Below are 20,966 nucleotides of genomic sequence, written 5' to 3'. Positions count from 1 at the left end.
TTCGCTTCTAAACTCCCGATACCACCGGCATGGGTTCCGACGGGCCTGGTAGACGCGGAGTCAAATTATGCCAACACCGGAGAGCTTCCCGATCGAGAAGATTTTCGTTCCCACGAAAATGAAGAAGGCCATCAAGCCGGAGATCGTCGGGGAGATTGCGGAAAGTATTCTGGACATCGGACAACAGGCCCCCATTTCCGTTCGGCTCGACGGAGACCGTCTTGTTCTGGTCGAGGGACTGCATCGGCTCGAAGCCTGCAAGGCGCTCGGTGAGACAACCATTATCGGTGTCCTCGTCCCGGCGGAGCTTGCTCAACACGACGGCTGCCTTGAAGAGCGTCAACGGAACGGAAGCGCCCCGCACCCGTCCGACGAAAGGCGTTCGCGACAATCCGAAGGCATCACCGGGCCGGACCGTGGGATCGACACCAAAAACATTGTCGGACTGGATCACGCAGCAAAAGGGCAACGGCAACCGCTATTGATGGCCGGCGGCCGACACAACCGCGCGCCCCCCCGCGTCAGTGGACGCCTCAACACACCACAATGTCGGTGTGGCCGAATCCCTTGGCATAGTCGAGCAGATGATCGATCCGGCCTTTACGGAGCCGCCGATCGAAGGCGGCTCCGGATGTTGCGTTGGTGCGGCTAGCGCCAACCGCGATGACGGCCCCTGCTCCAGCCGTAGTGATGACCGCGGCCGCCACGTCCCATGTGACCGTGGCCATGTCCATGGCCTCCGCGCGCGAGAATCACCGGACTGTCGGAGCCAGCGACCAACGTCTCAGCCGCAACGCGGGGCATGGCAGAAGCGGAAAATGTCGACATTGCCGCGATTGCGCACGCGGCAAAGCCGATCAACAAATGACGTATCATGTTGGGGATTCTCCAGGAGCCGCGTGATAGCGGCAGAGATGAATGCTTCCGCCGCCCCAGAGTTCCATCGAAACATCAGGGAACGGCAATGAACGCGAGCCCTTCTGCGCCGGCACGCACGCTCGCGGACCGGCATCAATCACGCGGCGAGATCTGAAGCTCCATCAACGCCATGCGCTCCAGGACAGCGGGGTCTCGCTCGCCCTCCTTCGCTGTGCGAAGGATTGTTTCCGCGATCGACCGGACATGCGCGGAGCTGACCGGGGCCGGCAGTGACGCCACCGCCGTGTCCAGCGCAGTTTTCATGATGCCGATGGTTTCAGGCGTAAAAGATGCATTCGAAAAGTCTAACATGCTGGATCCGATCCGGAGGTCATCACGAGCGTCTTTGCCGCGGGCGTCTCACCGGCGCCTGATGCGGCTGCGTGAGCAAGGGTCACCAACGCCGGCCCCAGCTGCCGCGCCAGCTGCTTCCCCATCCACCACCACCGCGCACCAGCCGGACGACGAGGAGCAGCAGGACCGCGCCTACGGTCGCGTTGACGATCGCGCTGATCATGCCGCTGCCGAGATGCACGCCGAGCTGAGGCAACAACCAGCTGCCGACAAACGCGCCCAGGATTCCGATGATGATATCGCCGATGATCCCAAAGCCGGTCCCGCGGACGATCTGGCCCGCCAGCCAGCCGGCGACGAGACCGACAAACAAGATCACCAAAAGGCTTTCGCCGGACATTCTCATTTTGTGACCTCGATCACTTGGTTCGAATGGCTGCTGATCTGCGCAATCCGGTCGACCAGGGCCGTCAGATGTCGCGGCAATGGGTCGTGCTCACCCCGAAGCCTGATCCGAAGGCGGTCTGCTATTTCATGAGAGATCGCCAGGCTGGAGCCGCGGTCGATCTGAATGGCATTGCGAACATGGGGGTTGTTCATGAAGGTTTCCGGTTGATACGCACGGAGGACGCTTCGCGCCGAGTCGCACTCACAACGCGACTGCGGTCTTTAACTCAGGCGAGGATCGGAGGTTCGATCTCGCAACGCTCGGGGATCACTGACACAACAGCCCCATCGAGCAAGAGTTCCTTCCGATCACAACTTATGTTTGAAATTCATCGGTCGCGTCCAAGCCAACGCGGGATGCAAAGCTCTTGTTATCGCCGACTCATCTATTTTGCAGCTTTTTCGGATGTCGAGGCATCAATCGTCGTTAAACCAGAAATAGAATCGGAACTCCAGCCCGTCGAGACCGTTCGTTCCCATGGCTGACGTTCGTCGGCATCATATTCAAATGAATTGAAAGAGATCAGATGAAACATACTTTGCTGGCTTCCGTCGCCGTTGTGGCGTTGTTCGCTGCGACCGGCACTGCAATGGCTCAAGGCGTCAATCAGGGCGGCGCCAAGGGTGCGGAGTCCCCCGCTGCCGTTTCGCCGAAAGCCGAAACCGCGGCACCGATGAATGCGCCCACAGCAAAGGACGCCCCCACCGCGGCACCGCACGGCTCGCCGGCAGCGGCAACGCCGCAGCACGCACAGGGCGCGCCTGACGCAAAGCACTCCGGCGACGTCAAGGCCGATGGCAAGGCGAAGACCACGGAAACAATGGCCCCGGCCACCACTTCGAAGCCGACTGCCGACAGCAAGACGCCCGGCGAGATGAAGGCGAACGGGATGACCAAGGCGCCCGATTCGGCCACCACGTCGAAGGACGTGAAGACCCCGACCGCCGAGAGCAAGCCTTCGGCGCCCGAGGGCAAGACGACCGGCAATGCCGCTACCACGGCGGTCGCGGCGCCTCCCGCCGAAAAGCGTACCCAGATCACTTCGGCCATCAAGCAGGAGAAGGTCGAGGAAGTCACCAACGTGAACTTCAACATCTCGATCGGCACCACCGTCCCGGCAGGCGTTCGTTATCATGCGATCCCGAGCCGCATCGTCGAAATCTATCCGGAGTGGCGCGGATACGAGTTCATTCTGGTGCACGGCAGGTACGTCATTCTTCGTCCGCACACCCACGAGATCGTCTATATCATCGAGGGCTAAGCGAAATCCGACGGATGACGCGCAAACCGAAAGGGCGGCTTATGGCCGCCCTTTTGTCGTTCGGCCCCACGCGATCATGATGGGTTTCGCAAGGGCTCAATCCGCCCGAACGGCTGCATATCCATTCACCCCTCTCCCAAGCCGAGAATGAAGGTTTCAAGATCGGGCGCGAGTTCGTTTGTGTTCGGGAAATCGGCGAACATGTCGCCACCGTCCACCGGTTCATGCTCGTGATCCCAGTAGAAGACCTGGCCATAACTGTCCTCCTCCAGACTCAGCAGGAACAGGTCGCCGCCGGGATCGGGAGCGAAGGGGCAGCTCAGTCGGGGAATTCGATTCATGCCCCGATACACATCGTAATTGTCGACGACGCCGTAGCTGTCGGTCGGATGCGTCGTGAACAGCACGTCCAAAACGGTGCGGTCGTTGCGCCAAGGCAGCTCGACGCCGCAGCGGTCGAAGCCGCCGCCGTCCGATTGCGCCAGCAACTCCTTGTAGGGCGCGGGCAACGGCGCACCGATGTGTTGCTCCAGCGCACGGATGGCGTTGGAGGGCGCCGGTGGCCGTCGGTCGTCCATGAGATCCAGATAGTTCATCGGCCTAACTTTGTGCCCCGTGGGTCATCAAAGCGCCCGCGCCAGTGAGCCAACCGCCTCACCACACAACCAGATTGGTGTGGCCGAATCCCTTGGCGTAGTGGAGCACCGAGCCCGTATGTTTCAGACCATCGCTTCGGTATCTGCCACTGGACGTTTTCCGCCGTCCGGATCTCCCGAGCGAAGCGTCCGGCTTCCGGCAGAGAAAATGTCCTGCACCAACCCGAGCTTGCCGAGTCCCAAAATGATCAGGCCGTTGATGTCGATCTCGTACCAGGCGTGCGAAATATAGGCGTCGCGCGGAAACCGGTGATGGTTGTTGTGCAGGCCTTCACCGAAGGTGAGGATCGTGGTCACGAACTCGTTGGTGGTGCCGTCGTCGAGATCGAAGCGGCGGTAGCCGTAGCGGCCGTCGCTGTGGCAGACCGAGTTGACCAGCGAGGTCGCCATGGTCATGAGGTAGCTGCGGAACAGGCCGGAGAACAGGATGCAGCCGGTCATCGTGTGCACGCCGCCAAACGCGTAGCCGATCGCGCCCGGAATAATCACTGCCGAGAGCGCGTACCAGTACCAGCGCGTCCTGGTGAAGAACATGGCGATCGGATCGGCCAGGATATCCTTGGCGTAGTATTCGGCATCCGTGGTGGCCTGGTCCCACACCCAGCCGCCTTGCGCATGCATCATCCCCTTGGCGAAGGTGACATAGGGGTTGCCGTCGCCGTCATAGTAAGGGCTGTGGACGTCGCCGGGCTTGTCGGAGTGAAGATGATGCCGGCGATGATTGCTAACCCATTTCAGGATCGAGCCCTGCACCGCCATGGTGGCGATGGCCGCGAACAGCGTCCGCATCACCGGACCGCAGCGGAAGCTGCGGTGCACGAAGTAGCGGTGCATGAAGCCGATGCCGACCGTGGACAGCGCGAACGTGCCGGCGAAGACCGAAACCTCCACCCAGCCGATGCCTTGCCAGAAGGCCCAGACCAGCGCCGCGATCGACCCACCGATCATGATGACGAAGGAGATGTAGGAATCGCGAAACTTGGCGTCGACCACGGGACCTTCGACCAGTACGCCCGGCGGCATTGTCCGCTCCGCAGCTTCCGCCGGCACCACGCTTTCGATTACGGTCATTCCAGCCGATCCATTCACACAAAATTAACCCTGCTGCGGCGCACAGTACAACCTCGGGTTATTTCCATCAAGGATTCGAGCTGCCGTGGGAGTACGGAGCGGCGACTTGAAAACAGGCGACCAGAGGAAAAAGAAGCGGGATTTCAAGGCCTGGTGACAGCGTTAACCAGGTACAAAGCCTCCGCAATGCACTCCCAGTAGACCGATGCCAGGACAAAGCAAGCGCCCCCTCCCTCGCCTTCGCAAGCTCCGGCGTAGCGCGCGATCGATGCGAAAGACCTTCGCCCGCGCACCGCGGATGGTTCGGATCGCGGGCGGCGCGGCGATGCTGCTTGCGGTCCTCGTCCTCGTGAACATCGCCTATCAAACGGTGTGCAAGCCGACCGAGCTGTTCGTCCTAGTCGGCCATGCGCTCGACAAGGAGCCATCGGACACGTGGCGGCGATACGGGCCGCTGTTCCGCAAGCATTCCACCGCGACGATCACGCCGGAATTGCTGGCCGCGCTGGCGCAGGTCGAGACATCGGGCAATCCGCTCGCGCGCACCTACTGGCGCTGGCGATGGAGCTTCAATCCGCTCGCGATCTATCGGCCCGCATCGAGCGCCGTCGGCCTCTTCCAGATGCTGGACGCCGCCTATGCTGACGCCGCGCGGTTCTGCGTTCGTGGCAACGCGGTCACGGAGGCCGGCTGCGGCTCGACCTTCCTCTATAGCCGCGCGATTCCGAGCCACGCCATCGAGCTGGCATCGGTGTATCTCGACCGCAATGTCGCCGATGTTCTCGCCCGCGCGGGGGATGTGAAGGCGAGTGCACGCGAGAGGCAGGATCTCGCCGCCTTCATCCATCTCTGCGGCGCAGGCCCCGCAACGGCCTTCGCACGCCGCAAGTTTCAAATGGCCGCCGACGAACGCTGCGGCGATCACCTCGTCGCGAGCTATGTCGCCAGGGTCAACGCGATGAAGCGGCAGTTTGTGCGGCTCGCCGCGGAGGACGGCGACTAGCAAAGGAGCGTAGCCCGGATGAGCGAAGCGATATCCGGGAATGCTGCGGCAACGTCCCGGATATCGCTTCGCTCATCCGGACTACAGGAGCCAATCAATTCCGCGTCCGTCGGTGGCCTTCACCACCAGTACGGCCAGCGCCATCCCTCGTAGCGGACATATGACGATACCAAGGGCGGGCCGTAGGGATCGACCCGGTCGTCTTCCGGGCGATAACGATAGCGTGGAACGATATTGTAATCCCACGGCGTCGGCCGGAGCACGGGGACATCCACCCTCAGCCGTTGTTCATCCACCACTCGCGCCTTCCGCGCCCGGGCTTCGGCATCCGATATCCCGAGATTGCACAGCACCAGGGCGGTTCCGAGCGCACACGCGACAGTCATGATCTTCATGCGTTGGTCTCCTTCCCCCAAGAGTGCAAAAGGACGTCAAGCAAGGCAAGCGAATTTGCGATCAAGCTTTGCCGGAATGACCGATGCCGGCCGCCCCGCCGTCATTGCGAGCGGAGCGGAGCAATCCAGACTGTCGACCGCGGCCCCTACTCCCGCGCGCGCCGCACCGCCTCCGTCAGCTTCATCCTCTGCTTGTCCCACCGGCTCTGCTCCGTCTCGGCACGCTCCTCGAGCGCCGCGCGCTCAGCTTCGATCGCCTCCGCCCGCGATTCGTGCTGCCGCCTCGCGTCGTCCAGCGCCGCCTGCGCGTTCGCGACCGCCCTGTCGCGGCGCGCGCGCTCCTTGGCGCGAGCGGCCTCCTCCTTGCGGCGCTCGGCTTCCCGCCGCCGCTCTTCCTTCTCGAACGCCGCGGCGGCCTTGCGCGCCTGTTGATCGTCGACCTTGCGGGATGGTTCCTTTGCAGCCTTCGCCGGAAGCTTTCTCGGCTTGGACTTCGCTTTGGGCTTGGCTTTGCGGTTCGGCCTGGCCTCGTCGTCAGCGAGATCGGTTGGCAACTCGGAATGCTCGGTGAACGGGCCGTCCGATCCGACCGGGCGCCGGAGCACCACGCCCGGCTTCTCCATCGTTGCCGCGACGATGTCGGGGTCGTCGGTCTCCTTCGCGGCGCCCTGATGGAACAGATTGGACCTGGCGCCCCAGGCGTCCAGTGCCGCCTTCATCGAGGGCGCGGCGATCGCCTGGTCGTAGAAGCCGAGCGAGGTCTGGTAGGTCTTGAGTTTTCTTTTTGGTTTTGCTTTTTTCGGCATGTCGCTCCGCAGCTGGCAAGCCACCAGCTTCCTGCGGCGCCATCATGCCATACTGCCCCTGTTTTGCCCGACGAGTCAAATTCGATTCGGTATCGCCGAAGTCGATACCGGGCGCGGAGGCCCAATACCAACGTTTTCGGATTTCCAACACACTGAAATCCCTCGAGATTTCTACTGTGCATGGGGTTGTTTTCGACGTTTTTGTTTTGACGGCTCGCCACCTACGCTGCGTCGACATCCTCAGGCGCCGGCCCCGCGACGAGCCCGTCGAGGCCGACCATCAGGAGATCGGCGATGTGCATGAGCTGGTAGAGCGGAATGTCCGCCTCACCCTGCTCGGCGAGCGACACGAAGACCGGCGTGGCGCCGATCAGCTCTGCGAGCTGCGTTTGCGTGTAGCCGCGCCTCTCGCGCGCGCTTCTCACGCGCGCACCGATCCCGAGCCGGTGCCGGGATTGCTCGTCCGCGGTCATCATCACGGCCTGCTCGTCCGCGCTGGCATAGCCGTCCGCGAACGCGCTGCCGATCAGCCTCCCCTTGCGCCAGGCGACCCGGCAGTCCTTGCGCAGTCCGCTGCTGAAGACCAGCGTGAACTGCTCGGCGACCCAGAGCGAGGCGTTGAGGCCGAGCCGCGCGCCGGTGCCGGAGACATCGCGGATCGTGCAGGGCGCGCTGATGACCTTGCCGGTGCCGTTGTCGAACTCGACAATGCCGGTCCGCAAAATGTGATGTCTGACGGCGGCGCGGTGCTCGCTCATGACGGGACGCTCCTTGCGCGGCGACGTCGCAGCCGCAAATTCCGGACCTCGATACCGCAGAGTTTTTCCTGAACTCCTAAATTTCCAAGGGTTCGACCAGGACTGAAAGCCATGGTAAAGGATTTGCTCCCAATCCATCTTTATCCGACGGACAGCGTGCGGCGCGCCCGTGACGGGCGACGAGGCGAATAATGACCGACGCGATGAAATGCCCGACCTGCAACTCCGAGCACGCCTATCAGGATCGCGGCCTCTGGGTCTGCCCGGAATGCGGCCATGAATGGAGCGGCACGGCAGAGGACGTCGCGGACGCCGCGCAAGAGGCCGGCGTGCGCGATGCCAACGGCAATGCGCTCGCCGACGGCGACAGCGTCATCGTGATGAAGGATCTCAAGGTCAAGGGCTCCTCCTCCGTGGTCAAGGGTGGCACCAAGGTCCGCAACATCCGCCTGCAGGACGCCACCGACGGCCACAACATCGCCTGCAAGATCGACCGCATCGGCGCGATGAACCTGAAATCGGAGTTCGTGAGGAAGGCGTAGCCGAGGCCCCGGACTCGCCAGGGCAAATCCGCCAGCGAGCGCGCCGAACGGCTGGGGCGGGAGCTGACCTGCCGCGGCGTCAAGTTTACCACCATCGAATGGTAAGCGCCGTCTGGAGGCTGCGATCTATCGCTGTCTCTGCGCCAGATAGAATCCGCACAGCACCGTCACCAATCCCGCCGTCTGCAATAGTGTCGGCGGCTCGCCGAGCAGGAGCCAACCGGTGAGCACCGTCAGCGCGGGCACGCAGGCGGGGACAACGGCGGCGCGGGCGACGCCGAGGCGTTGGACCGAGACGGCGAACAGATAAAGCGCAGCCGGGCCTGCAAGCACGCCCTGCGCCAGCGCCTGGATGGCGTTCTCACCGACACCGATCGCCGCGATCCGCGCGAGTCCGCCGGTCATGAGGTAGATCGGCAGCAACAGCAGCGACAGCACGTTGATGACGAGCGCAGCCGACACGGCGGAGACCCGCCAGTGGCGCACCAGCGCGCCGAAACCTGCGAACATCAATCCGGTCAGCACGAAGGTCAGATCGCCCAGCACGCCGTCGGCCCCGATATGGCCGATCGATTCCGCGCCGATTACGCCAAGTCCGCCGACGATGACAAAGGCGCCGGCGATGCGCGACGCGGAGACCTGCTCTTTCAGGAACAAGGCCGCGAGCAGCAGGCCGCCGAGCGTCGCGCAGGAGGGCTGGATTACGCTGCCATGACCGAGCGGCACGAACAGAAATCCAGTGTAGGAGATCAGCGACATCACGGGGCCGCCGAGCACCATCAGCGCAAGGCCCCTGCCCCAGCCGATGCCGCAGAGATCGGAGATTCCGCCGCGTATCACCAGCGGCAGGAACGCGATGCCGGACCAGACATAGCGATGCACGAGCAGATCGACCGGCGTGAAGCCGAGCTTGAGGCCATGCCGCGTGCCGGCAAAGCCGAGCGCCCAGAACAGCGCCGCGGCGAGGCCGCAGAGCACGCCGACAAGCGCCGGCGCTTGATCGTTCTTCCGAATGCGAGCGTCAGCGCCGCTCGTCCGCTGATCCATGGGACAAAGCGGTACGCCGACAGAGGCCGTCGCTCAACCCATGTGCCTGCAAGGCTGGCACGCAAGCGAGAGACGCCAGCGCGCCATCGCTCAGAAAAAACCGGGGCTGAGATCGAGCCCATACGTCAGGCTGAGCACGAACACGAACAGCGCGGCGGCTGCGAACAAGGCGAGATGCTTGAGAATGAACGTGCGCGGCGAGACGCTTGCAACAACGGCTTTCTGTGCAACGGGCATGACTACTCCATTATGAAAATGATTCTTGGCTGCTCAATATGCGGCGCCCGCATCAAGCGCCGCGATCTGGAAAGCAACTATTAAAGAGATCACACTCGCTTTGAACGGCCGTACACAACCGGCGCGTGATCGTGACTCACTGCGCCAAAAAAAGACCGCGCTCCCCGAAAGGGAACGCGGTCCGGGCAGACTCGGAGAAAGCGAGCCTGCATCACATTGGCTTGACGTTGGCTTGTGGCGCCCCCAGATCAGCGGGCGCTACCCGTCGTGACATCAGCGGTCTTCACCTTGCGCGGCGACAGAACGCGGGCCTGGTGGACCGAAGCAACGTTGGTGGGCGCCGAGGCCTGCTGCTCGACATGCGCGGCACCGAGCACGCGCACCTGCATCGGGGAGACCGGAAAGCCGTTCGCCTCATAAGTCGGCAGTTCGGCGGCGAAAGCCGCGGTGCTGCCCGCGATCGTCAGGATGGCGGCGGCGATTGACAGAGTCTTCTTGTTCATGGGTGATGCTCCTTCAGTGGAAGATTCGGAGCACATTTAAGCGCATTTTGCTGCATTGCGACATGCGTTGTTGCAATGCAACAACGCGCCGGGTGCATGGCAATATGATTAATGCGCGCAATGTCTTGGCAAAATCACCGCCCCGGCGCGAAATGACACTCTCGCGAAATGACACTCTAATGAGCGGCGGTCAGCCGCCGAGCACGTGGCCCCAGCCGTCGAAAACGTAGCCTTTCCAAATCACGGTTCCGTCTTGGCCCGGCCGGCTGGCACGCCTGAAATCGTCGGCCTGCTCAGCAGTCCAGGTGATGATCGTATCGGAGAGTTGGTCGTGCAGGATGGCGGGCTCGGTGGGATCAAAGGCGTCCATCGGACGAAGCGAGGAATGCGTCATGCGCGCCTAACGCGCTAGCCGTGACAAGGTTGCCCAACGCGCCTGCGAAACACCGCCACGCGGCCCGCGCCAAAATATTCGCCTTTATCGAATTTGCACAACGCTGGCGAGCAAGCGCCCGTGGAACCGCAATGGAACCCGCGTTGCCGCCGCGCAACACCTGCTCGAAAAGCCCGCTTTCGCCGAATTGCGCCATTGCGCCGCCACACCCTCCCCAGAACAATCGACGCGCGGCGTGCCTTTTCGTGCAAGACTGTTTGGCCAAGACTGTCTGGTCAGACTGTTCGGAGAAGACGAGGTTCAACAGAACCGTTTGGAGGCAGGGATCATGAATGATCGGCGGTCTCTTCTGGTGGCGGTCTCCTGCCCCTCGGCGGTTCTCGCCGGCTGGCTGGCGCTCTCTCTGTCCGCCTATGCCCCGGCCCTCATCGAGAACAGCGGCGCCAATGCTTCCGCCGTCTCGCGCGCGAAGGATCTCAGCCGACTTGACCTCGCCGACATCCCGCACGCTGCGGCCATCGAGGACGGCGTCGCCCTGACCTCCGATATCGCGGCCGCTGTCGCTGCGACACCAGAATTGGTCAATGCTGAAGCGGCAGCGCCCGAGGCGCCAGCTCCGGCCATCAAGCTCGCCTCGGCCGACCCAGTGCTGATCTTGCCGACCGAAGCGCCGCTCGCGCCGCAGATGTCGCCTGACCCGACACCAGTCGCCAGCGAGGTTGCTCCGGCTCCGGCGCCGGAGCCCTTGGTAAAGCTCGCATCCGCCGATCCCACTGAGATCGTGACGACGGAGGCGCTGTCGCCCGCGACAATCGCGACCGGCCCCGCGCCCGTGGCGAGCAAGGCCTCGCCGTCTGCGGACACGACCGCGGTCCTCGACGAATGCTACGTGATGGAAGCCTGCATCGACCGCTATCTCTGGGCGCTCTACCAGCGCACGGCCAAGGAAGACTCGATCAAGGTCACAGATCGCCGGGCCGTCACCGTCAAGCGCAAGGGCAAGATGGTCACAGTGATGCGCAGCTTCACGAAGCTGGTTGACGAGGACTTTGGCTGGAAGGATCCGAAGGCGGCCGACCGCGCCGGCATGTCGATGATGGACTACGTCATCGGCGGCATGGACAAGAGTTTCAAGAAAAAGCTGTTTCGCACACTGCTCGCGGCTGAGGCTGCCGGGCTTTCGCCGGGCATCACCAGCGCGTTCCGCGACGACTATCGCCAGTCGATCGCGAGTGGCCTGAAGGCCGCCTCCGACCGTTCCTATCACGGCGGCAGCACGCGCGGCGGCTACGGGCACGGCATGGCGGCCGACATCGTCAGCACCAAGGGCGACAACCGCGCGCAGCGCTGGGTCTCGACCGAGGTGCTGTGGAAGTGGGTCGACGCCAATGGCAAGGCGCTCGGCATCGGCCGCCCCTATCTCGGCCGCGATCCCCCGCATGTGGGCCCGGTCGATGGTACGGAATACGTCTCGCGCCGAGGCACGTCGGACCGCAAGGAAGCCAACGTCAAGCCGAGAAAAGCGCGGGCCGTGGCAAGCGCAAAGCCGCCGAAGGCGAAGGCACAGGCGACGCGCGAGCAGAAGGTCCCCGCGAAGCCGCAGAAATCAGCGCAATCAGCCACGAAGCGCGCGACCTGAGTTTGACGGCTTATCGTCGCGGCGTCGGCAACGGCACAAGCCGCATCTCCGCGGTGCCTGCTTCCTGCGTGCGCACCAGCACCGCATAGATGGTTTCGACTGCGAGCCGCACCGCCGCCTCGGTCGCTGTGCCCTTGGCCAGATGCGCCGCGATCAGGCCGGTGAGAAGATCGCCGGTGCCTGAGGGGCGGATCGGAAGGCGCGGCGTCGCAAAGCGCGACAACTGACCGCCGGCGCACAGAATCGTTTCCACCTGCCCTTCCGCCGTATCAGTGAGCGTGCAACCGGTGGCGACCACGTCGATGCGCCCAGTCCCGGCCAGCGCCGCGCACGCCGCGCGCAGGCCCTGCGCATCCGCGATGTCGAGGCCTGCGAGCAGCCCGAGCTCGAACTGGTTCGGCGTGGTCAGATTGGCGGCGGGCAGCAGCCGGTGCCGGACCACGTCCAGGATGCCGTCGGCGACATAAACCCGGCCGTCATCGCCGATCACGGGGTCGCAGAGATAGACCAGCTTCGAATTGCGGGTCAGCGCCCGCTCGACGAAATCGGCAATGACAGCGGCATTGCTGGGCGAACCGAGATAGCCGGTAACGAGGACCGCAGCCTCGTCGACGAGATCGCGCTCTTCGACGCCTCTCAGCAGATCTGAAACGAGCTCTGTCTCCAGCACCCGCCCGCGCAAGGTCGGATAGCGCGGATGGTTCGACAGCAGCGTTGTCGGCACCGCCGCGACATTCACCCCTTCCGCCTGCATCGCATAGGCGGCGGCGCTGTTGCCGACATGGCCGTGGACCACCTGGCTTTGAATGGAGATGACGAGCATGAGGGAGGTCCGTAGGAGTAATTGTCTAGCGAGAGAAGGGTCGCCCGGATCACGAAAAATCATATCCAAGTCCCGGCCGCAGCGCTTGCATCTTCCGCGCCAGCCGCCGATGCCCGCTCTCCTCCGACCGCGCCCGCCGGTCCACGACCGCGACATGATCCACATCGCTTTTGTGCTGGTTGAGCTTGGCCTGCCCTTCGACGGTATCCACCACGAGATCGACGACACGGATCGCAGCCAGCATGCTCTCGCGCTTGCCGGGCTCCATCTGTGCGAGATCCCAAGGTGCCTTTGGCAAGCGCGCTTCCGAGACCGCGAGTAGTGCATCGCCGTGCCCGCGGTTCTCGTCGAGCCCGCGCAGATGCGCCACGCCCGACAGGTGCACGGCCTCGTAAAGCCAGGTCGAGACGTTGTCGCGCGAAGAATACCAGTCATTGGAGATGTAGGCGTCGTCGCCGGCAACGATCAGCAGGAAGCGCCGTGTGCTGTCCGCGAGCGGAACGAGCGGATTCCTGGCGGTGAGATGGATCTGAACGATAGTGTGCCCGTCGCGCTGCTCCAGCACGAAGGGCACATGCGAGGCACGTGGACCGCGCTCATCCGCCGCGACGATCGTGCCGAAGCCGCGCTGGCTTGCGAATTCCAGCGCTTGCTGCTCCTCGATGCGGAATTGGGGGCGGAGGACATGCATGGCGGGGCGCTCGTTGACTGGCTGAAGGACAAACCGAGGTTAACTCATGATCCAGTCAAGTCAGAAGGGGTATTGGCCCGCAAACGCGGATGTCAGGAATGATCCCGGAGTCGTGCCAGCTCATCGATATAGGCGCAGAACATGTCGGCCATTGCGTCGGCGTGACGCGCGATCTCCGCCTCGTTGCGCGGTGTCTCCGAGAACTGCTTGCCAACCTCGCTCAGCGTCGTCTTGATCAACTCGCCGGCAAGCGCCCGCGTCGCATCCGGCGCCCTGGGCAGGGCCTCCCGCATGAAGGCCGCGACGATGCCCTTACCGGCGGCCCGCGCGTCGTGTGCTTCGGGCGCATCGCGATAGAGCGGCGCGGCGTCGCTGAGCGCCGTGCGGATCGCAGCCTCCTCGCACTCGGAACGAATGAAGGCGTGGACGAGCGCGCGCAGCCGTACCAGTGGCGGTTTCGCCCGGTCCGCCAGGATGCCGCGCAGGAGCTCGCTCGTGCGCCGCCACTCGTCGCTCTGGAGGCGGAACAGGATCGACGCCTTGTTCGGAAAATATTGATAGAGCGACCCGACGCTCACCCCGGCCCGCTCGGCCACTCGCGCCGTCGTGAAACGCTGCGCCCCCTCCTTGGCCAAGACCTGAACAGCCGCGTCCAGAATGGCCGCCACCAGCTCGTTCGAGCGGGCCTGCTGTGGCTGTTTTCGTGAGGAAACTGAATGGCTTCGGCGATCTGCCATGGCACCCTCGGGCAATGCGAATAGCGAATGCGACGAATTAATCGTATTTCAATTCTCACGCAAGCACTCGCAGCACGGCGACATCTGGAGACTACACATGACCACCCCGACCATCACATCACTTGCGCCACTGCTCGATCGTCTGTTCGACCAGGACGAAGCGGCGCGCCGCGCGATGCGAGCCGCCTTCGCCGATGTGACCGACGCCGACCGCGCACGGATGATGCGGAGCAAGACCGCTTACCGCGACCTCTACGGGCGGCTGAAGGACGCACCGCTCGCGGTCTCCCGCGAGACCGGTCAACTGCTTTACATGCTCGCACGCAGCTCCCGCGCCAAAGCGATCGTCGAGTTCGGCACCTCGTTCGGCATCTCGACCCTGCACCTTGCCGCGGGCTTACGCGACAATGGCGGCGGCCGCCTCATCACCAGCGAATTCGAACCGTCCAAGGTGGCCCGGGCGCGCGAGAACCTCGCGGCCGGCGGGCTGCTGGACCTCGTCGAAATCCGCGAAGGCGACGCGCTGAAGATGCTTCAAGTCGACCTGCCCGACACGATCGATCTCGTGCTGCTCGACGGCGCCAAGGCGCTCTACCCCGATATCCTGGATCTGGTCGAAGGCCATCTCCGGCCGGGCGCGATCATCGTCGCCGACAACGCCGACGACAGCCCCGACTATCTGGCGCGCATGCGCAGCCCCGGAAGCGGCTACATGTCCACGGCCTTTGCCGAGGACGTCGAACTCTCCGTGCGGATCAACTAACGCCACGTCGAACCGGCGCGACACCAATGAGCCGCCGCGCGAACCATCGCGCGGCGGTTTCGTGCTGCGCTCCGCCGTGTCGCAGGTTCGTCACTGACGCGTGATAGTTGGACCCGGCAATGTCGCTGCCGCCTTCGTCGGCATCGCGCTGATTGTGTCCGGAGTGGTGGTCATCAACCTGTTCTCGGCGGCCACGGTGCATTGATGCCGGCAAGGCCTTCAGCTTCGTGACGCCGTCTCGCAGCCGGCTCACGCTATTGGCTTTGCGACGGCTTGGGAGGATGCGGCCTGGATCGCTTCGCGCCAGGCTTGGCCGCAACTCGCGGCGGCGCCGCATCGACCGATTCCAGATAGGCGGCAAGTGCCTTGGCTGTATCCAAACTGGTTGCGTAATGGTCCTTCAGGAACCAGGACAGCGTCAGGTTGAAGCGCCCTTTGGCAAGGCCGCGGGGGCTGCGATGGCACGTCGTGCAACCATCGGCGAAGAGCTTTTGCGGCGACTTGCCGGCATCGAGATTTTGCGCGGCGGCAAATGTCGCCGTCAGGACGGCCGCGGCTGCAAGAGTCATCGTTGGAAGAGTCATCAGGGGCGCGATCAGATCGCGCCCCGGTCGAAAGTACGAGATCAATGTCGTCCTGCCCGGTCTTGCGGTCAGGCCGCCAATAGCTGATCGAAGTCGGGCGGCGCGTAGGCCTTGCCGTCCTGGTCGGTGATGACGACCTTCCACCCCTCGCTTGCCCAAACCTTCGCCTTCGCCACGATGAGCAAACGGCTCTCGCGGGCAAAACTGCACTTCTCGTTGTCGCGTTCTGCGATCATCTTGTAGGCCAATGCGCATCCCCTTGCGTTGCCGTGCACCCGGTCTCGTCGTGGCAGCGGGCTTTGGCGGCAATTCGCCGGGAGCGTGGCAATTTGGTGCCATCCGCGGCAGCATTGTGCTTTGTTCCGGCTGAGCGAAGGAGATCGATCGTGCGCCGCATCATCAATGCGATCCTGCCTCTCGCGGGCTTGTTTGGTGCGGGCCTGCCCGGCGCAGCGCCTACAGCGGCGCAGACCTACGATCCGCGCCATCCCGTCTGCATCGAGATCTACACGATCGACGGCAGCAGCATCGACTGCAGTTTTGCGACGATCGCGCAGTGCGCCGCGACCGCCTCCGGGCAGTCCGCCCAGTGCTACGCCAATCCTATGCCACGCGGAGCAGACAGCTGAGCCCGGTTCCGTCGCCGCCGCGACGAAGCCGATAGCATCAGGTCAGCGCTCCGATCAGTGGACGCGAATGATATGGGGACGGCCAAGATCGATCAGCCCCTGCACCGCCGAGAGGCGGTCGTCGAGAGCTGCGATGGTCAGCAACAAATTGTTGCGGCGTTCGTCGAGAAGGCCCATCTCGGCGCCGGAGAGTTTGGTGCTCGATCGCTCCTTTTGAATCACCTCGAGAGATTGGCGCAATCCGGCAATCAGGCCGGACAGCTGCTTGGCTTCCTTGGTCATCGACCGCTTGGCGACATTGTGGCGGCGCGTCTCCGCCTGGTTCTGTCTCATCGTCGTCATCCTCCCGTGCCCCGCTGCCCCGAGTGGAATGCTTACAGCTTTGAGTAGACATATTACGATCGATGAAATCTGCCCGCGAAGAAGCTTCTTAAATTGTATGGGCAGGGAACCCGTTCCGGCCCAAACAGAAAGCCCGGCGCGAGGGCCGGGCTTTCGTTGGCAACTTTAGTGCTTTTGGTGCCCGCCACCGGGACCGCCGGCCGGGGCACCGCCGCCGTGCGGCGCGGCGTTGATGTGAGGTGCGCCGCCGCCACCGCCGTGAGGCATCGCAGGCGCAGCCGCGCGCGGCGCAGGCATTTGGGCATGAGCGTTCATCGGCGAACCGTGGCCGACGTTCGGCTGAGCCACATGCGGCATCGCGGGCCGGCTTGCGGGAGCGGCTGATACGCGCGGCGCCTCATGTGGCCGCGCCATCGGCTGCGCACGCAGAGCCGCGCGGTGTGCGGCCTGCTCGTGCATGATGCGGGCCTGAGCGTCCCGCGGATTGCGGCTCTGCAGATTGGTCCGCTCATGCGCGATGCGGTCAGCTCGTCCCGCACGGCTCCGGTCCGTCGTCACCGGAGTCTCGTGCCTGGCGATGGCGGCGTCGTGCCGTGAAGTTGCGGCATCACGGCCGGAGACCGCGGCCGCGCCCTTGACACTTTCCTTGGCATTCGCGCCGTTGCGCCCGAGTGCGACCGCCGCATCGCGCGTTGCCGCGCGGCCGATGCGAGCCGCGCGTGGATCGATCGTCATCCGCGTCGCGTCGCGCTGATGCGAAGTCCAGTAGCTATTCCAGTGAGCATGCCGCCGATACCAGGGCCGCCCCTGATAATAGCTCGACCAGTACGAGGTCAGCACGAAGGGGACGATCGGCACGTCGACCTCGTCGACATAGTCAGGGAGATAGACGTAGTGATTGCGATAGAGATATTCGAGATATTGCGACGACACCCAGCCACGGTCATCCGAGAAGCTCACGTCGCACCAGGCGTTGCCGCGCAGGCAACCATGGATGTCGACGCGGGCGCCCTCGGGGATGCGATCGACCAGGGGAAAGCCCGAACCCGGCCCGGCGCGCAGGCCGGTCGAGACGGTGACCATGCCCGGTGCGGCCAGCGCGGCGGTCGGGGCGATCAGCAATGCGGCTAACAACACGCTTCGGAATTTCATGGCGGAGTCCTCCTCTTTCGAGTCGGAACGCGCCAGCGGAACGGGCGTTCCGGGTACGAAGGTCTCATTCGTCGAAAGATCGAGACGGATGCCGCGCGCGGTTCAATATTCATTCGCCGTTCATCGACACCGCGCGCAGAGAGAGCCTACGTGTGCGCCGCCGGCCCGTCAGTTCACTTGCAGCATGAAGCCGTCGAAGTACGCAGCAAGCGCAGCAAAATCATCGAGCGGCAGCACGGTCGCGACATACTGATCCGGCCGCACCACGACCATGCAGCCCGCCTTGCGGTCAATGCCGCGCATGGTGAAAACGTCCTGACCATTCTTGAGGTCCGGACAGAACATCTTCTCGTAGTCGATCAGGCCGTAGCGGCCCTTGCGCGGCAGCAGCAGCGCAGGCATCGCCTCGAGAGCGAGCTCGCGATGATCCTGCTGGAAGACCGCCCGCAGGTCGATCACGCTATCGATGTCGGCGACCGCGGGGGTGTAACGCCGGACCGGCGACTCCCGCGCATCGGAGAGAAAATTGCACAAGGCGCGAACGGCCGATCCGGTTGCTGCGGGATCCTCAGCGCCGGAGAAAGCGTAGATGCGGAAGCGGCCATCCGCCTGCGCAGCGTGACCGAGATGCACCGGCTTGGCATCCGCAAGCCGGATCACCGGTGCGGAATGAAATCGCGTGCCGATGACGAGGCCTTGCGCGAGATGCTGGTGGGACGTCGCTCCCGTCAGAACCGACGGGCGGTAATGCGTCGCCGTGCCCGCGGTGTAGCGACCGTGCCTCACGAAATAGTCCTGCGTCCTGGCGGCGTCGGCGCCGCCGGCCTTGGCGGCGGACGCAAGAATCCCCGCCCATTCCCGGTCGAAATCGATCAGCTCTTTGGCAACCGCCTGGCGCTCGGCCGAATAGGAATGCAGCAGGCTCGGCGCAGACTGCTTCCGCAAAACGGCAGCGAGCTTCCAGCCGACATTGAAAGCGTCCTGCATCGAGACGTTCATGCCCTGCCCCGCCTTCGGGCTGTGGGTGTGGCAGGCATCGCCGGCGATGAATATCCGCGGCAGACGCGTAGCCGTCTCGGTCTCCGGCACGTCGTCGAACTTGTCGGTCAGGCGCTGGCCGATCTCGTAGACCGACCACCACGCGATCTCCTTCACATCGAGCGTATGCGGCTTCAGGATCCGCTGCGCTTTCGCGATCACGTCGTCGGCGGTGATATTGCGATTGGCGACGCGCTCGCCGATGTCGAGCTTGGCGAGCTCGACATAGAGGCGGACCATGTAGCCGCCCTCGCGCGGAATGATCAGCAGGCTACCGTCCTTCGCCGACTGAATCAGGGCCTTGAAGCGGATGTCGGGAAAATCGGTCACCGCCAGCACGTCCATCACGCCCCAGGCATGATTGGCGGAATCGCCGAGCAACTCGCGACCGATCGATTTGCGCACCGTGCTGCGGGCGCCGTCGCAGCCGACGACATAGCGCGCCTTGATCGTCTCGACCTTGCCCTCGTTCTCGGCATCGACCCGTTCGAGCCGCGCCGTCACGGCATGGTCGGCGGGACCCGCGGCCGGATCGACCTGAAGGTCGAGCAGGCGCCGACTGTAATGGGGCTCGAGCCTGCCCGGCGCCTTGCGCATGACGTCGAGAAAGCCGTCATGGATGCGCGCCTGGTTGAGAATAACGTGCGGGAATTCCGACAAACCGTCCTCGACGTCCTGCACCCGGCCGCTGCGGACGATATGTTCCGGCACCCGCTCGTCCGGCTTCCAGAATGTCGTCTCGTTCACCCAACAGGCTTCCTTCAGGACGCGCTCGCTGAATCCGAAGGCGTGGAACATCTCCATGGTGCGGCATGCGATGCCGTCGGCCTGCCCGACCAGCAAGCGGCCCGGCTTCTGCTCGACGATGCAGGTCTTGATGTCGGCAAACTGCGCAAGCTGGGCCGCAAGCGTCAGGCCCGCAGGGCCACAGCCGACGATGAGGACATCGACCTCTTCGGGCACGCCCCCCGTTGCGCCAGAAGGCTGAATGCGCGCGGCGGGATCGGCGATTTCGGGGTCGCCCGGCTGAAATCCATTGTGATGGAATTGCATGAGCACCTCTCCCGCCGATGTTCTGTTTGGATATTGCTCAGTATGCTGACTATCAGTATACTTGTCAACGACCCGGCCGTTCTGCCCCAACGGAGAAATTCGGTGAAAGACAACAACGACATGCCCGGACATCTGGCGCGCCGATTCCAGCAGATCGCGGTCGCGGTGTTTTTGGCCGAGGTCGGGGATGCCGGCTTCGACCTCACGCCGGTGCAATACGCCGCGCTCGCGACCATCAAGGCCAATCCGGGGCTCGACCAGGTGACGCTCGCGGGATTGATCGCCTACGACCGCACCACCATCACCGGCGTGATCGACCGGCTCGTGCAGAAGGGGCTCGCGGAGCGCCGCGCCTCGCGCCGCGACCGCCGTGCCCGCGAGCTCGAGATCACCGACGAAGGCCGCCGCACGCTGCGCAAGATCACGCCGGCCGTCGAATCCGCGCAACGCATCATGCTGCGTGGCCTCAGCGCGAAGGAAGGTGAGGATCTGATGCGCCTCCTGCACAAGGCGATCGCCGCCGGCAACGAACTCAGCCGCGCCCCGCTGCGCGGAGTGCAGGCATAGAGCGTTTTCGAGCGAGGTGGATACCGCTTCGCGTCAAGAAAACGTGCCAAGACAGAAAGCCCCGTAATTCTACCCCTCATTGTCGCAGTATCGCGAAACCAGGAACTAACCTTCGGCTGTTACGGTCGACGGCATTCGGCGTTTAACGCGCGATTAACTTTGCCGGTCTGGAGTTTCGGATGTTCAGGTTCCTCATTGCGGCGGCGGCGATCGCGCTCTCGACCGCTCCGGCGCTTGCGAATGGCCATGGCGGCGGCGATGCCCCTCCGCCGCCGAAGCCCGCGACGTCACCGGCGAAAGTCATCCTGACCAAGCAGGGCCCCACGCTCGTGGACCTCAACGGCATGACGCTCTACTATTACGAGCGCGATACCACCGGCAAGACGTCGAACTGCAACGGCAAATGCGTCGAGAGCTGGGTGCCGCTGCCCGCAACGGCCGATGCCAAAGCGGTCGGCGACTTCACCGTGATCAACCGTAACGACGGCAGCAAGATGTGGGCCTATCGCTATCGTCCGCTCTACACCTCGCCGGCCGACAAGGCGCCGGGCGAGGCCAATGGCAATGCCACGACGCTGCAATGGCGCGTCGCCCGTCCCGAGAACTAGGGCGACC

Annotated in this window: 29 protein-coding genes; 9 read left to right on the top strand and 20 right to left on the bottom strand. The window is 64.0% G+C overall.

From position 1 onward, the window contains the following. The first annotated feature begins 67 nt into the window (after positions 1-67). The gene (locus IVB42_RS39595) at positions 68-652 is read left to right on the top strand and encodes a ParB N-terminal domain-containing protein (protein ID WP_247395229.1); all 585 of its coding nucleotides are present in this window, start codon (positions 68-70) and stop codon (positions 650-652) included. 359 nt (positions 653-1,011) lie between these two features. Here IVB42_RS39595 and IVB42_RS39590 read toward each other — a convergent pair whose 3' ends face one another. The 3 genes from IVB42_RS39590 to IVB42_RS39580 all read right to left on the bottom strand — a co-directional run bounded on the left by IVB42_RS39590 (position 1,012) and on the right by IVB42_RS39580 (position 1,812). Continuing rightward, on the bottom strand, positions 1,012-1,230 hold the full coding sequence (locus IVB42_RS39590) for a hypothetical protein (protein WP_007609614.1): 219 nt from the start codon (positions 1,228-1,230) through the stop codon (positions 1,012-1,014). An 82-nt stretch (positions 1,231-1,312) separates the two neighbouring features. Continuing rightward, positions 1,313-1,618 carry a GlsB/YeaQ/YmgE family stress response membrane protein gene (locus IVB42_RS39585; protein WP_085353548.1) on the bottom strand — a complete coding sequence of 102 codons (306 nt, stop codon included), beginning with the start codon at positions 1,616-1,618 and terminating at the stop codon, positions 1,313-1,315. Beyond that, positions 1,615-1,812, bottom strand: a complete 198-nt coding sequence (locus IVB42_RS39580; protein ID WP_247395230.1) for a hypothetical protein — start codon at positions 1,810-1,812, stop codon at positions 1,615-1,617. Before IVB42_RS39580 ends, IVB42_RS39585 begins: the two co-directional genes overlap by 4 nt. Before the next feature lie 374 nt (positions 1,813-2,186). Between IVB42_RS39580 and IVB42_RS39575 the strand changes: the two genes are divergently transcribed. Further along, positions 2,187-2,921: a DUF1236 domain-containing protein gene (locus tag IVB42_RS39575; RefSeq protein WP_018454515.1), complete on the top strand. Its 735-nt coding sequence runs from the start codon at positions 2,187-2,189 to the stop codon at positions 2,919-2,921. A 125-nt stretch (positions 2,922-3,046) separates the two neighbouring features. Here IVB42_RS39575 and IVB42_RS39570 read toward each other — a convergent pair whose 3' ends face one another. Together IVB42_RS39570 and IVB42_RS39565 are read right to left on the bottom strand one after the other, a co-directional pair. Next, on the bottom strand, positions 3,047-3,517 hold the full coding sequence (locus IVB42_RS39570) for an SMI1/KNR4 family protein (RefSeq protein WP_247395231.1): 471 nt from the start codon (positions 3,515-3,517) through the stop codon (positions 3,047-3,049). Positions 3,518-3,640: 123 nt separating this feature from the next. After that, positions 3,641-4,648 (bottom strand): acyl-CoA desaturase, encoded by a 1,008-nt coding sequence (locus IVB42_RS39565; RefSeq protein WP_247395232.1) that lies wholly within the window; start codon positions 4,646-4,648, stop codon positions 3,641-3,643. Positions 4,649-4,853: 205 nt separating this feature from the next. Here IVB42_RS39565 and IVB42_RS39560 point away from each other — a divergent pair, with 205 nt between their 5' ends. Further along, entirely contained in the window at positions 4,854-5,651 is a 798-nt protein-coding gene (locus tag IVB42_RS39560; RefSeq protein WP_247472129.1) for a transglycosylase SLT domain-containing protein, read from the top strand. A 119-nt stretch (positions 5,652-5,770) separates the two neighbouring features. Here IVB42_RS39560 and IVB42_RS39555 read toward each other — a convergent pair whose 3' ends face one another. The 3 genes from IVB42_RS39555 to IVB42_RS39545 form a co-directional block, all read right to left on the bottom strand. After that, on the bottom strand, positions 5,771-6,046 hold the full coding sequence (locus tag IVB42_RS39555) for a hypothetical protein (protein WP_027517656.1): 276 nt from the start codon (positions 6,044-6,046) through the stop codon (positions 5,771-5,773). A gap of 146 nt (positions 6,047-6,192) precedes the next feature. Further along, positions 6,193-6,852: a cell envelope biogenesis protein TolA gene (locus IVB42_RS39550; protein WP_085353552.1), complete on the bottom strand. Its 660-nt coding sequence runs from the start codon at positions 6,850-6,852 to the stop codon at positions 6,193-6,195. Between the two features lie 221 nt (positions 6,853-7,073). Continuing rightward, positions 7,074-7,610 (bottom strand): helix-turn-helix domain-containing protein, encoded by a 537-nt coding sequence (locus IVB42_RS39545; RefSeq protein ID WP_026232752.1) that lies wholly within the window; start codon positions 7,608-7,610, stop codon positions 7,074-7,076. 191 nt (positions 7,611-7,801) lie between these two features. Here IVB42_RS39545 and IVB42_RS39540 point away from each other — a divergent pair, with 191 nt between their 5' ends. After that, a complete protein-coding gene (locus IVB42_RS39540) occupies positions 7,802-8,152 on the top strand; it encodes a zinc ribbon domain-containing protein YjdM (protein WP_247395234.1) in 351 nt (116 codons plus the stop codon). Between the two features lie 126 nt (positions 8,153-8,278). On the opposite strand, the gene IVB42_RS39535 is transcribed toward IVB42_RS39540, so the two are convergent. The 4 genes from IVB42_RS39535 to IVB42_RS39520 form a co-directional block, all read right to left on the bottom strand. Next, positions 8,279-9,199: a DMT family transporter gene (locus IVB42_RS39535; RefSeq protein WP_247395235.1), complete on the bottom strand. Its 921-nt coding sequence runs from the start codon at positions 9,197-9,199 to the stop codon at positions 8,279-8,281. A gap of 90 nt (positions 9,200-9,289) precedes the next feature. Then, complete coding sequence (locus IVB42_RS39530; RefSeq protein WP_247370967.1) at positions 9,290-9,436, bottom strand: hypothetical protein; 147 nt, start codon at positions 9,434-9,436, stop codon at positions 9,290-9,292. A 248-nt stretch (positions 9,437-9,684) separates the two neighbouring features. Next, complete coding sequence (locus IVB42_RS39525) at positions 9,685-9,939, bottom strand: hypothetical protein (RefSeq protein WP_018454524.1); 255 nt, start codon at positions 9,937-9,939, stop codon at positions 9,685-9,687. 190 nt (positions 9,940-10,129) lie between these two features. Continuing rightward, complete coding sequence (locus IVB42_RS39520; RefSeq protein WP_085353556.1) at positions 10,130-10,333, bottom strand: hypothetical protein; 204 nt, start codon at positions 10,331-10,333, stop codon at positions 10,130-10,132. 328 nt (positions 10,334-10,661) lie between these two features. On the opposite strand from IVB42_RS39520, the gene IVB42_RS39515 reads away from it, so the two are divergent. Then, a complete protein-coding gene (locus IVB42_RS39515) occupies positions 10,662-11,972 on the top strand; it encodes a hypothetical protein (RefSeq protein WP_247395236.1) in 1,311 nt (436 codons plus the stop codon). A 10-nt stretch (positions 11,973-11,982) separates the two neighbouring features. Here IVB42_RS39515 and pdxY read toward each other — a convergent pair whose 3' ends face one another. The 3 genes from pdxY to IVB42_RS39500 all read right to left on the bottom strand — a co-directional run bounded on the left by pdxY (position 11,983) and on the right by IVB42_RS39500 (position 14,223). Continuing rightward, positions 11,983-12,795, bottom strand: a complete 813-nt coding sequence (pdxY, locus tag IVB42_RS39510; RefSeq protein WP_018454527.1) for a pyridoxal kinase — start codon at positions 12,793-12,795, stop codon at positions 11,983-11,985. A 49-nt stretch (positions 12,796-12,844) separates the two neighbouring features. Next, complete coding sequence (locus tag IVB42_RS39505; protein ID WP_247395237.1) at positions 12,845-13,486, bottom strand: FMN-binding negative transcriptional regulator; 642 nt, start codon at positions 13,484-13,486, stop codon at positions 12,845-12,847. Between the two features lie 92 nt (positions 13,487-13,578). Further along, positions 13,579-14,223, bottom strand: coding sequence for a TetR family transcriptional regulator (locus tag IVB42_RS39500; protein ID WP_026232754.1), 645 nt, complete (start codon positions 14,221-14,223; stop codon positions 13,579-13,581). A 97-nt stretch (positions 14,224-14,320) separates the two neighbouring features. Here IVB42_RS39500 and IVB42_RS39495 point away from each other — a divergent pair, with 97 nt between their 5' ends. Continuing rightward, on the top strand, positions 14,321-14,986 hold the full coding sequence (locus tag IVB42_RS39495) for a class I SAM-dependent methyltransferase (protein WP_247472127.1): 666 nt from the start codon (positions 14,321-14,323) through the stop codon (positions 14,984-14,986). 254 nt (positions 14,987-15,240) lie between these two features. Here the strand turns inward: IVB42_RS39495 and IVB42_RS39490 are convergent, their stop codons facing one another. Continuing rightward, positions 15,241-15,555 carry a hypothetical protein gene (locus tag IVB42_RS39490; protein ID WP_247395239.1) on the bottom strand — a complete coding sequence of 105 codons (315 nt, stop codon included), beginning with the start codon at positions 15,553-15,555 and terminating at the stop codon, positions 15,241-15,243. Positions 15,556-15,638: 83 nt separating this feature from the next. Then, positions 15,639-15,845 (bottom strand): hypothetical protein, encoded by a 207-nt coding sequence (locus IVB42_RS39485; RefSeq protein ID WP_346283655.1) that lies wholly within the window; start codon positions 15,843-15,845, stop codon positions 15,639-15,641. A 111-nt stretch (positions 15,846-15,956) separates the two neighbouring features. Between IVB42_RS39485 and IVB42_RS39480 the strand changes: the two genes are divergently transcribed. Beyond that, positions 15,957-16,199, top strand: coding sequence for a DUF3551 domain-containing protein (locus tag IVB42_RS39480; protein ID WP_247395240.1), 243 nt, complete (start codon positions 15,957-15,959; stop codon positions 16,197-16,199). A 54-nt stretch (positions 16,200-16,253) separates the two neighbouring features. On the opposite strand, the gene IVB42_RS39475 is transcribed toward IVB42_RS39480, so the two are convergent. The 3 genes from IVB42_RS39475 to IVB42_RS39465 form a co-directional block, all read right to left on the bottom strand. Then, positions 16,254-16,532, bottom strand: a complete 279-nt coding sequence (locus IVB42_RS39475; RefSeq protein WP_026232756.1) for a hypothetical protein — start codon at positions 16,530-16,532, stop codon at positions 16,254-16,256. A gap of 174 nt (positions 16,533-16,706) precedes the next feature. Further along, positions 16,707-17,693: an SH3 domain-containing protein gene (locus IVB42_RS39470; protein ID WP_247395241.1), complete on the bottom strand. Its 987-nt coding sequence runs from the start codon at positions 17,691-17,693 to the stop codon at positions 16,707-16,709. 168 nt (positions 17,694-17,861) lie between these two features. Continuing rightward, on the bottom strand, positions 17,862-19,784 hold the full coding sequence (locus IVB42_RS39465) for an FAD-binding monooxygenase (RefSeq protein ID WP_247395242.1): 1,923 nt from the start codon (positions 19,782-19,784) through the stop codon (positions 17,862-17,864). Positions 19,785-19,886: 102 nt separating this feature from the next. On the opposite strand from IVB42_RS39465, the gene IVB42_RS39460 reads away from it, so the two are divergent. Both IVB42_RS39460 and IVB42_RS39455 read left to right on the top strand, forming a co-directional pair. Beyond that, on the top strand, positions 19,887-20,351 hold the full coding sequence (locus IVB42_RS39460; RefSeq protein WP_247370942.1) for a MarR family winged helix-turn-helix transcriptional regulator: 465 nt from the start codon (positions 19,887-19,889) through the stop codon (positions 20,349-20,351). Between the two features lie 179 nt (positions 20,352-20,530). Next, complete coding sequence (locus tag IVB42_RS39455) at positions 20,531-20,959, top strand: hypothetical protein (protein ID WP_018454539.1); 429 nt, start codon at positions 20,531-20,533, stop codon at positions 20,957-20,959. The last annotated feature ends 7 nt before the right edge of the window (positions 20,960-20,966 follow it).

The organism is Bradyrhizobium sp. 45, from assembly GCF_023073155.1.
Taxonomy (GTDB): domain Bacteria; phylum Pseudomonadota; class Alphaproteobacteria; order Rhizobiales; family Xanthobacteraceae; genus Bradyrhizobium; species Bradyrhizobium canariense_D.
Note: the sequence above shows the minus strand (reverse complement) of the source record. Positions and strands in the feature narration are given on the sequence as shown.